The sequence below is a fragment of the Brucella anthropi ATCC 49188 genome (assembly GCF_000017405.1).
Taxonomy (GTDB): Bacteria; Pseudomonadota; Alphaproteobacteria; order Rhizobiales; family Rhizobiaceae; genus Brucella; species Brucella anthropi.
The window spans coordinates 1,591,279-1,600,000 of the sequence record NC_009668.1; the positions used below are offsets into that span (position 1 = coordinate 1,591,279).

Sequence of the window (8,722 nt, forward strand, 5' to 3'; positions counted from 1 at the left end):
ATCCATATTGTTCAGTTTGAACCTTCGTCCCCGGCAAGCTTCGTAACCTTGCCGGGCGGCGTCAGCGGTTCAGGAACAGGAACGCCGGTGAGCAGCCGATCGGCCCCCGAATAAATATCGCCCTGCACCTGTGCCGTCAGCCGTTCAGCATCGCGCATGCGAATATCGCGTAGCGTATCCTCTGCGAGACTCTCATCCAGACCAAGCTCGCAAAGCGCTTCCTTTCCGAAAAGCAGTGCAGATTCGAACGTTTCGCGCAGTTCAAAATCCACACCTGCTTTCAACAACTCGATGGAATGCGTGCGATCGTAGGAGCGCACCATGATCTTTGCTGCCGGGAAATGAGACTTGACCAGTTCCACGATGCGATTGGCCGTCTTTCGGTCATCCACGCAGATCATGATGACTTCCGCTTCGTCTGCACCTGAATGATGCAGGATATCGAGACGTGATCCATCGCCATAAAATATCTTGAAACCGAACCGCCCGGCTTCACGGATACGGTTGGGATCGGCTTCGATAATCGAAACATCCGATCTCTGGGCAAGAAGCAATTGCGCCGCGATTTGTCCAAAACGCCCGAAACCGATCATCAACACCCGACCTTTGAGATTATGAGCGGTTTCAACGCCTTCGAGAGAAGGCGCTTCCTCGCGCAAAAGTCGGGAACCCAGAAGCAGCACGAACGGTGTCACGGCCATCGATAGAATGATGACAGTCGAAAACAGCGCATTGTCGCGTGCTGAAAGCAACCCGTTACCGAATGCCGACGTGTAAAGCACGAAGGCGAATTCTCCGCCCTGCGCAAAGAGCAACGTCCGTTCGAGCGCCGAACGATGGCTGGAGCCGAAAATTCGGGCGACGGCATAGATGCCGATTGCCTTGGTAATCACATAGGCAATGAGGAAGATGAGGACCGTGGGCCAGTCCGAAGCAACCACGCCGAGATCAAGCGACATGCCGACAGCCAGAAAGAACAGCCCCATCAGGAGCCCCTTGAACGGCTCGATGTCACTTTCGATCTGGTGCCGGTAACTGGAACCGGACAGCATGACCCCGGCCAGGAAAGCGCCCATCGCCATGGAAAGGCCGCTCGCTTCCATCAGCAGGGCGGCCCCGAGCACAACGATCAGTGCGCCAGCCGTCAAAACCTCGCGCGCCCTCGCACGCGCCAGCAAGGAGAAGAACGGATCAAGCAGCCAGCGACCGACAGCAATCAGCAGCAAAATGGCGCCAATGGCCGTCGCAATGCCCAGGATTCCGCCGGACTCATGCTGGGAAGGCGAAAGGAAAGCAACGAGCGCCAGCAGCGGAACGATCATCAAATCTTCGAGCAGGAGAATGGAAACGGCCTTCTGGCCGTCGGGCGTGGCTATTTCGCCTCGCTCCTGCAGCATCGACATGATGACCGCTGTGGAAGACAGCACGAAGCCAGCCCCCGCGATCAAGGCCGTTATCGGAGAAAGGCCCAGAAGAACCCCCGCCCCTGTCAGAAGGGCGATACAGCCAAGAACCTGTGCAAGACCGAGACCGAATATCTGCTGCCGCATCGTCCAGAGCTTGCCAGGGCGCATTTCAAGTCCGATGACGAACAGGAACATGACGACGCCGAGTTCGGAAAAATGCAGGATCGTTGCGGGGTCAGTGAAGAAGCCGAAGACCGAAGGCCCCACCAGGGCACCGGCAGCGAAATATCCCAGCACAGAACCGAGACCCAGTTTCCGAAACAACGGCACCGCCACGACACCGGCGGCAAGCAGAACCACCGCAGGCCCGAGTGTCTGTCCAAGTCCTTCAGTCGCCATATGGTCTCCGTGTCAGGATCCGTTTGTTATGTTTCACTAATATACCAAGTCAATAAAAACTGAACAATTAACGCATCTCCGTCAACCGGATTCAAATTCCATCCGCGATGTGGCAGCCGAACTGATTATGGCTTACATTCCATGTGGTTAGATAGAACGGAGCAAGAATGAACCTGATCGCTCATGTGGAAATACCGGTAGCTGATCTTGAAAGGGCTATGCGATTCTACTCCGCAGTGTTCGGAGTGACTTTTGGTGACGTCGTTACGATACACGGAAACAGAATGGCCTATTTCCCTTTTGAAGAAGGCAAGGATGGCGCGAGTGCCGCGCTTGCCGAAGGCGACGTCTATATTCCAACCGTGCATGGCGCGATTATCTATTTCAACGTCGACAATGTGGACACCGTCATCACCAAGGCCGTGCAAGAGGGCAGCGAAATGCTGTTCCCGAAAACACCGGTTGGAAACGGCTTTGTCGCGGAGATCAGGGACAGCGAAGGCAACCGGATTGCGATCCAGACTACCTGATATCTAAACCGGCTTTGCAAGCAGGCCGGTTGCAAGCGCTCGAAAGGCATCAATCGCCTTCGAAAGAACCCCTTTCGGATCTTCACTGGCGGCAATCCAGAGTGCTGCATTCAATGCTGCCCCGTTGAGCAACCGTGCGGCGGCTTCCGGGTCAACCGGTTTCAGCACGCCTTGCTCTATCAAAAGAGCAATCTTTTGCCGGGACGCCTGCAGACAACTGTTCTGGCTCGGCCATTGTGACGGATCGCCGAGAAACGCCGGTCCATCAAGCAGCACGATGCGCTGGATATCAGGATCGAGTGCCGCCTCGATATAGGCAACCCCTTCCGCCAAAAGCCCCTCCCACAGATTATCCGCCCGCGCAGCAATCTCTTGAGCACGTTCGGCCATTTCGCCATCCATCTGGCTGACCACAGCCGCCAGCAGCCCGCGCTTGTCTCCAAAATTATGGTAGAGCGCACCACGTGTCAGGCCGACTTCCGCAGTCAGTTCATCCATAGAGGCGGCGGCATAACCCTTTTCCGCAAAAGCCTTCCGGGCTGCCGCTATCAGCTTCACCCGGTTTTCTTCCATCGCCTTGATGCGCAGGTTCATGGCCATCGTCACACCTTTTTTGATATACGCGCCGTATATTAATTGACATACGGATCGTATATGACTATTTAGTATACGTGACGTATATCAAATATCCCGGTTGTTTGTGAAGCCGCAGATACAAAAATCTTCCGATAACGCAGGCCTCAGCATCAAAAAGGAAAACGAAAATGACCAGAAGAGAAACAATTTTTCCCGCCGACCGCAGTGCCCTTTATGACAAGCATCGTTATTCCGCCGCTATCCGCTCGGGCGACCTGCTGTTTGTCTCCGGTCAGGTTGGAAGCCGCAGCGACGGCACGCCCGAACCCGACTTCGCAAAGCAGGTTCAACTCGCGTTCGATAATCTTGAAGCGACACTGAAGGCAGCCGGCGCCACTTTCGATGACATTGTTGATATAACCTCTTTTCATACCGATCCTGAAAACCAGTTCGAGGCCGTCCTGCAGGTCAAGGACCGAATTTTCAGCGCCCCACCTTTCCCCAATTGGACTGCTATCGGCGTCAACTGGCTCGCCGGTTTCGACTTTGAAATCAAAGTCATCGCTCGCATACCGCAATAGGGACAGGCCATAAGCCGGAGCGGCTAATCCCGTTCCGGCAACTGTCATTCGCATTCCGCAATATAATTTGACTTGCAATTCAAACTATATTGCATCTCAATGACCTCATGATTTCAGACACTCCCCGCTCTCAATTCAGTATTCGCTTTTCACTGCTGGCACGGCGCTGGCGACGTGCGCTCGACATCCGCCTTGCCCAAGCCGGGCTGACTGATGCGACCTGGGTTCCCCTTGTCCACCTTCACCAGACCGGCGGCGGCCTGACGCAGAAGGAACTGGCTGCCCTGGTCGGCATAGATGGGTCCAGCCTCGTACGCCTCCTCGACATTCTATGTCGGCAAGGCCTGGCGGAACGCCGCGTCGATGAAAGGGATAGTCGTGCAAGGCTGGTTCATCTGACAGTGCAAGGGGAAAAGCGGGTCGCCGAAATTCATCAGGAGCTGGCAAAGGGCGAGCAAGAAATGCTCGCCGATCTGTCAGACAATGACATTGCAATCATGCTTCGCAGCTTTGACAGCATTGAGCACCGACTGACGCTGATGCAATCCGATCGCGAGCAGGACCGAGAATAATGAAAGCGGACCGATCTCTTTCAGGACGGCGCCACGCCGCCTATAACCTTTTGAAGCCTCAGCAGTTTCGAGAAAGCATCGCCCTTGCTGGCCAGCCATCGCTCCGAAACTCATCGCTTGCCGGGCTTCAGGCTGCCGCCACGGTTGCCATCGCGCTTCCGTTGGTCAGCCTGTCTTCGTGGTCGCATCTGATCGGCTTTGCCTCGCTTGGCTCGCTCGTCGCATTGTTCGGCCGGTTTGCTCCGGAGGCAAAACGCGAATGGATCGTCCTCCTGTGCGCGATCTGCCAGACACTCGCGGTGTTTTTCATGTCGCTCGCCACATGGGTTGGCCTGCCCTTGCCCGGCCAGCTTTTGCTGCTGGCACTTTCTGCGGGCATATTCTCTTTCATAACCGTTACCGGCAAATTCGGACCACCCGGCGCGCTCATATTCATCTTCGCAGCCGGTGCCTCCATGACGCCGGTCGCGTCGCTGCACGTTGTGTTTGAGCGTACCGCCGCGACAGCAATCGTCTCGGCTCTCGCTTGCCTGATCTGTGCCCTGACCGAGAAGTATCGTCATCAGGCATCTCCGGAAAAGCCATTTCCGTCCGAGCCGTCACGTCCGACAGTTCACCGGCTTATTGCCGCCGGTCGGATTTCGCTTGGTGCCGCAATTGCCGCGCTGACCGCTTATGCTCTCGGCGCCCTCCACCCAGCCTGGGCAGCCATGGGCGCTGTCGCCGTAATGCAGGGCGCGCATCTGCACATCAGCATGAACCGAGCCTTGCAACGCATGGCAGGTACGCTTCTGGGCGCCTTGATTACATGGCTGGTGCTTGCGCAAGGCCCCAGTCTCTGGTGCGTCATTGCAATCCTGGCCGGGCTGCAATTCGCCACCGAAGTCATTATTGGCAGCAATTATGCGCTGGGGCAGATTCTGGTAACTCCGATGGCGCTTTTGATGACCTATCTGGCAATGCCCGGAGTGTCCCACAATGGTATGATTTCCGAACGTATCCTCGATACGTTTCTAGGCGCAGCTCTGGCGGTCATCTTCGCAGTCATTTGTTCCAATCGCGACGACCGTATTTTTCTCGCCCAGCATAGGGCAAGAAAATAACGCACCAAAAGAAAAAGGCGCCGTAAGGCGCCTTTTTGCTAACTTACCAATCGGCCCAGCCATATCAATATGCAGGCACCGATAAAGCCCGCGATCAGATAGCCCAGCCAGCCGCCGAACGAAACACCGAGAAATCCGAAAATAAAACTCGCTACGGCTGCGCCGATGATACCGAGAATGACATTCATGAATATCCCGGTATTGCTGTTCATGAAATTGGAGGCAATCCAGCCGGCCAGGCCGCCTATGATGATCGCCGCAATCCAGCCAATTCCTGCGCTTCCCATCGGGAACCCTCCTGATTACAATCCGGCGGGAACTTTACCGCCATTATCCTTGAGTTTCTGGATAACCTGCTTGTGCAGCCAGACATTCATGGTCGCGGAATCGCCTGTGTCGCCGGTATAGCCCAGCTCCTTGGCAAGTTGCTTGCGGTGCTCCAGACTGCTGTCGAGGCCAAGAGCCTTCATCAGATCGACGATCGAAGTCTTCCAGTTGAGCTTCTGGCCGCTTTTGGCAACGGCAGCGTCCAGAATGGCGCCTACGTCGACAGCGCCCGCGGCAGCGGGTGCGGATGCAGATGGCGCCGGAGCGGCGGCAGTAGAGGAAGCGGTCGGTGTCGGAGCAGGCTGTGCAGCCGTTTCCGCCTCAGGAGTTGCCGCTTGTGCCTCGCCCCAAATGGCGTTCTTGATCTTATCGAAAATCCCCATAATGAACTCCAATCGTTGAAAACCGATATGCCCCAGACTCCCGATTTGTGACGACCGGAAACCTGGACACAGCAAATCATCCGGTGATTCCCAGACAAACGCTCGAACTAAATGAATCTGAAGCCATTTTGTTCCCGATAAAGATGCAGTTGAAAGTTTCTTCAACGTATAGGCCGATATTCGAGTGAGCTGAGCCGCATAAATCCGGGCACCAAGACAGGCTCAACGATCTGCACCTGACATATCACCAGCACGAAACAGTCCGCTGACAACGCGCGTGCCAGGCATGTTTATGATGCAACGGGATTTCATGTGACGGGTATCAATATGAATAAGTCCCTCACTTAGTGGGCATTGGGAGCCAGGCTTCCGGACACACTCGATTTTTCATACGATGACTGATAGCTGAGGTTGTTACGCCGAGCTCGATTGCAGCCATTTTCATGCTTTTGCGGCGTACGATTGTCACGAATATGTTGAGATCAGCCAGCGCGGAGCGATCGAGGTTCACGATTGTCTTCCTTTGATAACGAGGCTGTTTGATAGCTTAAGCAGATCAGTTTGTCGTTATGGTTGGGACGGGGAGGTTTTGCAGCTGCCTAGGCTGCTTTGGTCAAAAAAAAGCCCGCGTTGCGGCGGGTTTTGATTTGGTTTTTGGCTGGTGCCTGGTTGCGTTGTCGGGGGATTGTTACGCTGGATCGTTTCTTTTTGCTGCCCACCCTTGGGGTTATGAGCGCGCTGCGGTGCGTGCGTATAGAACTCGCTTCCGTGCATCGATATTAGGTCGAACGGTCTTCTGCGAGAAGAAGGAGCCAGCTCGCAAAGATACGAACATCGGATATGATCGAGAGATTTATGTATTTTCGTGGGAATTTGGTTGCGGGGGCAGGATTTGAACCTGCGGCCTTCAGGTTATGAGCCTGACGAGCTACCGGGCTGCTCCACCCCGCGCTATGGGTGTTTTGTATGTATTTGAGAAGATAGTTTGATTTGTGTTCTTGGCAGACCTGGCAGCGACCTACTCTCCCGTGTCTTAAGACAAAGTACCATTGGCGCTGGAGCGTTTCACGGCCGAGTTCGGAATGGGATCGGGTGCAGCCGCTCCGCCATAACCACCAGGTCGGCGAAGAACACAAATTTGAGAAGCTGGTTGTCTTTCGTGCAGATAAATCAGCGATAAACGCTGATAAACAATAAGCACACGACTGTGTGCCGGCGCCTTTGCGCCGCCCACCCGGAGCCATTCACGAAGTGAATAAGGCGTGAGGGGCAAAGTTTTCATCAAGCTACGCTTGATGGATATTGTAAATGGGAGTGATCAAGTCGATCGAGCTATTAGTACCGGTAAGCTACATGCGTTGCCGCACTTCCACACCCGGCCTATCAACGTGGTAGTCTTCCACGGCTCTGATAGGGAATACTCGTTTTTAGGTGGGTTTCCCGCTTAGATGCCTTCAGCGGTTATCCCGTCCGTATATAGCTACCCTGCTATGCCGTTGGCACGACAACAGGTCCACCAGAGATACGTCCATCCCGGTCCTCTCGTACTAGGGACAGATCCTATCAATATTCCTACACCCACGGCAGATAGGGACCGAACTGTCTCACGACGTTCTGAACCCAACTCACGTACCGCTTTAAATGGCGAACAGCCATACCCTTGGGACCTGCTCCAGCCCCAGGATGCGATGAGTCGACATCGAGGTGCCAAACAACCCCGTCGATATGGACTCTTGGGGGTCATCAGCCTGTTATCCCCGGCGTACCTTTTATCCGTTGAGCGATGGCCCTTCCACGCGGGACCACCGGATCACTATGACCGACTTTCGTCTCTGCTCGACTTGTCAGTCTTGCAGTCAGGCAGGCTTATGCCATTGCACTCGACGAACGATTTCCGACCGTTCTGAGCCTACCATCGCGCGCCTCCGTTACTCTTTAGGAGGCGACCGCCCCAGTCAAACTACCCACCATACACGGTCCTGGACCCGGATAACGGGCCGCAGTTAGACATCCATATAGGCAAGGGTGGTATTTCAAGGATGACTCCACAATGGCTGGCGCCACTGCTTCAAAGTCTACCACCTATCCTACACATGCCGACACGAATGCCAGTGTAAAGCTATAGTAAAGGTGCACGGGGTCTTTCCGTCTAACCGCAGGAACCCCGCATCTTCACGGGGAATTCAATTTCACTGAGTCTGCGTTGGAGACAGCGGGGAAGTCGTTACGCCATTCGTGCAGGTCGGAACTTACCCGACAAGGAATTTCGCTACCTTAGGACCGTTATAGTTACGGCCGCCGTTTACTGGGGCTTCAATTCAATGCTTGCACATCTCCTCTTAACCTTCCAGCACCGGGCAGGCGTCAGACCCTATACGTCGTCTTGCGACTTCGCAGAGCCCTGTGTTTTTGGTAAACAGTCGCTACCCCCTGGTCTGTGCCACCCCCACCTAGTTGCCTAAATGGAGGTCACGCTTCTTCCGAAGTTACGCGTGCATTTTGCCGAGTTCCTTCAACGCAGTTCTCTCAAGCGCCTTGGTATTCTCTACCAGTCCACCAGTGTCGGTTTAGGGTACGGTCTATATGCAGGAGCTATTTCCTGGAACCGCTTCGCTGCAAGATCAATCCAATAAGACCTTACAACACACGCGATCCGTCACTACCTGCAGGCCCACGAATATTAACGTGGTTCCCATCGACTACGCCTTTCGGCCTCGCCTTAGGGGCCGGCTAACCCTGCTCAGATTAACTTTAAGCAGGAACCCTTGGACTTTCGGCGAGGGAGTCTCTCACTCCCTTTATCGTTACTCATGTCAGCATTCTCACTTCCGATACCTCCAGGATG

The 8,722-nt window shown here is 54.8% G+C and carries 9 protein-coding genes, 1 tRNA gene and 2 rRNA genes (1 of these 12 cut by a window edge); 4 read left to right on the top strand and 8 right to left on the bottom strand.

Annotated features, from left to right (window positions below; genetic code table 11):
- Positions 1-11 precede the first annotated feature (11 nt).
- Entirely contained in the window at positions 12-1,805 is a 1,794-nt protein-coding gene (locus tag OANT_RS21460; protein ID WP_010659347.1) for a monovalent cation:proton antiporter-2 (CPA2) family protein, read from the bottom strand.
- Between the two features lie 167 nt (positions 1,806-1,972).
- Between OANT_RS21460 and OANT_RS21465 the strand changes: the two genes are divergently transcribed.
- The gene (locus OANT_RS21465) at positions 1,973-2,335 is read left to right on the top strand and encodes a VOC family protein (RefSeq protein ID WP_012093479.1); all 363 of its coding nucleotides are present in this window, start codon (positions 1,973-1,975) and stop codon (positions 2,333-2,335) included.
- Positions 2,336-2,338: 3 nt separating this feature from the next.
- On the opposite strand, the gene OANT_RS21470 is transcribed toward OANT_RS21465, so the two are convergent.
- Positions 2,339-2,935, bottom strand: coding sequence for a TetR/AcrR family transcriptional regulator (locus tag OANT_RS21470; RefSeq protein ID WP_012093480.1), 597 nt, complete (start codon positions 2,933-2,935; stop codon positions 2,339-2,341).
- Between the two features lie 164 nt (positions 2,936-3,099).
- Here OANT_RS21470 and OANT_RS21475 point away from each other — a divergent pair, with 164 nt between their 5' ends.
- The 3 genes from OANT_RS21475 to OANT_RS21485 all read left to right on the top strand — a co-directional run bounded on the left by OANT_RS21475 (position 3,100) and on the right by OANT_RS21485 (position 5,167).
- On the top strand, positions 3,100-3,492 hold the full coding sequence (locus tag OANT_RS21475) for a RidA family protein (protein WP_012093481.1): 393 nt from the start codon (positions 3,100-3,102) through the stop codon (positions 3,490-3,492).
- A gap of 89 nt (positions 3,493-3,581) precedes the next feature.
- Complete coding sequence (locus OANT_RS21480) at positions 3,582-4,064, top strand: MarR family winged helix-turn-helix transcriptional regulator (RefSeq protein WP_235823035.1); 483 nt, start codon at positions 3,582-3,584, stop codon at positions 4,062-4,064.
- The gene (locus tag OANT_RS21485) at positions 4,064-5,167 is read left to right on the top strand and encodes an FUSC family protein (protein WP_012093483.1); all 1,104 of its coding nucleotides are present in this window, start codon (positions 4,064-4,066) and stop codon (positions 5,165-5,167) included. Before OANT_RS21480 ends, OANT_RS21485 begins: the two co-directional genes overlap by 1 nt.
- 38 nt (positions 5,168-5,205) lie before the next feature.
- Here the strand turns inward: OANT_RS21485 and OANT_RS21490 are convergent, their stop codons facing one another.
- From OANT_RS21490 to OANT_RS21510, 6 genes are all read right to left on the bottom strand, one after another.
- On the bottom strand, positions 5,206-5,454 hold the full coding sequence (locus tag OANT_RS21490) for a GlsB/YeaQ/YmgE family stress response membrane protein (RefSeq protein ID WP_010659353.1): 249 nt from the start codon (positions 5,452-5,454) through the stop codon (positions 5,206-5,208).
- 15 nt (positions 5,455-5,469) lie between these two features.
- Positions 5,470-5,877 carry a DUF3597 domain-containing protein gene (locus OANT_RS21495; protein ID WP_010659354.1) on the bottom strand — a complete coding sequence of 136 codons (408 nt, stop codon included), beginning with the start codon at positions 5,875-5,877 and terminating at the stop codon, positions 5,470-5,472.
- Between the two features lie 340 nt (positions 5,878-6,217).
- A complete protein-coding gene (locus tag OANT_RS27445) occupies positions 6,218-6,322 on the bottom strand; it encodes a hypothetical protein (protein ID WP_343212535.1) in 105 nt (34 codons plus the stop codon).
- 429 nt (positions 6,323-6,751) lie between these two features.
- A tRNA-Met gene (locus OANT_RS21500) sits at positions 6,752-6,828 on the bottom strand.
- 54 nt (positions 6,829-6,882) lie between these two features.
- Positions 6,883-6,997 (bottom strand): 5S ribosomal RNA (rrf, locus tag OANT_RS21505).
- A 194-nt stretch (positions 6,998-7,191) separates the two neighbouring features.
- A 23S ribosomal RNA gene (locus OANT_RS21510) occupies positions 7,192-8,722 on the bottom strand; it runs 1,376 nt beyond the window's last position.

Bases quoted from the DNA above. Each gene is read 5' to 3' on its own strand.
- OANT_RS21460 (WP_010659347.1), bottom strand. From the start codon at position 1,805: ATGGCGACTGAAGGACTTGGACAGACACTCGGGCCTGCGGTGGTTCTG.
- OANT_RS21465 (WP_012093479.1), top strand. From the start codon at position 1,973: ATGAACCTGATCGCTCATGTGGAAATACCGGTAGCTGATCTTGAAAGG.
- OANT_RS21470 (WP_012093480.1), bottom strand. From the start codon at position 2,935: ATGGCCATGAACCTGCGCATCAAGGCGATGGAAGAAAACCGGGTGAAG.
- OANT_RS21475 (WP_012093481.1), top strand. From the start codon at position 3,100: ATGACCAGAAGAGAAACAATTTTTCCCGCCGACCGCAGTGCCCTTTAT.
- OANT_RS21485 (WP_012093483.1), top strand. From the start codon at position 4,064: ATGAAAGCGGACCGATCTCTTTCAGGACGGCGCCACGCCGCCTATAAC.
- OANT_RS21490 (WP_010659353.1), bottom strand. From the start codon at position 5,454: ATGGGAAGCGCAGGAATTGGCTGGATTGCGGCGATCATCATAGGCGGC.
- OANT_RS21495 (WP_010659354.1), bottom strand. From the start codon at position 5,877: ATGGGGATTTTCGATAAGATCAAGAACGCCATTTGGGGCGAGGCACAA.
- OANT_RS27445 (WP_343212535.1), bottom strand. From the start codon at position 6,322: ATGAAAATGGCTGCAATCGAGCTCGGCGTAACAACCTCAGCTATCAGT.